The organism is uncultured Shimia sp. (genome assembly GCF_947498095.1).
Taxonomy (GTDB): Bacteria; Pseudomonadota; Alphaproteobacteria; order Rhodobacterales; family Rhodobacteraceae; genus Shimia.
In genome coordinates this window covers 1-432 of sequence record NZ_CANMJE010000045.1, presented here as the reverse complement: position 1 = coordinate 432, position 432 = coordinate 1, and the positions used below count along the sequence as shown (strand labels likewise).

The window sequence follows — 432 nt, the reverse complement described above, 5'->3', positions numbered from 1 at the left end:
CAGTTCGCGGACTTCCATTTCGACCAGTTCCAGCAGCTCTTCGTCGTCAACCTGATCAACTTTGTTCAGGAATACGACCATGGCCGGGATACCAACCTGGCGGCCCAACAGGATGTGCTCGCGGGTCTGGGGCATCGGGCCGTCAGCCGCGTTCACAACCAGGATCGCGCCGTCCATCTGCGCCGCACCGGTGATCATGTTTTTCACATAGTCAGCGTGGCCGGGGCAGTCGACGTGCGCGTAGTGACGCGCGTCGGTTTCATATTCAACGTGGGCGGTCGAGATGGTGATGCCACGGGCTTTTTCTTCCGGCGCGCCGTCAATCTCGTCATAGGCTTTGAAATCGCCAAATTGCTTGGTGATCGCTGCCGTCAGAGTGGTCTTACCGTGGTCAACGTGACCGATGGTGCCGATGTTGCAGTGCGGTTTACT

Annotated in this window: 1 protein-coding gene; it reads right to left on the bottom strand. The window is 58.3% G+C overall.

Features of this window, described 5'->3' with window-relative positions; translation table 11 throughout:
• The coding region (locus tag Q0932_RS20490) for a GTP-binding protein (protein ID WP_299357123.1) at positions 1–432 on the bottom strand (432 nt) is incomplete at both ends.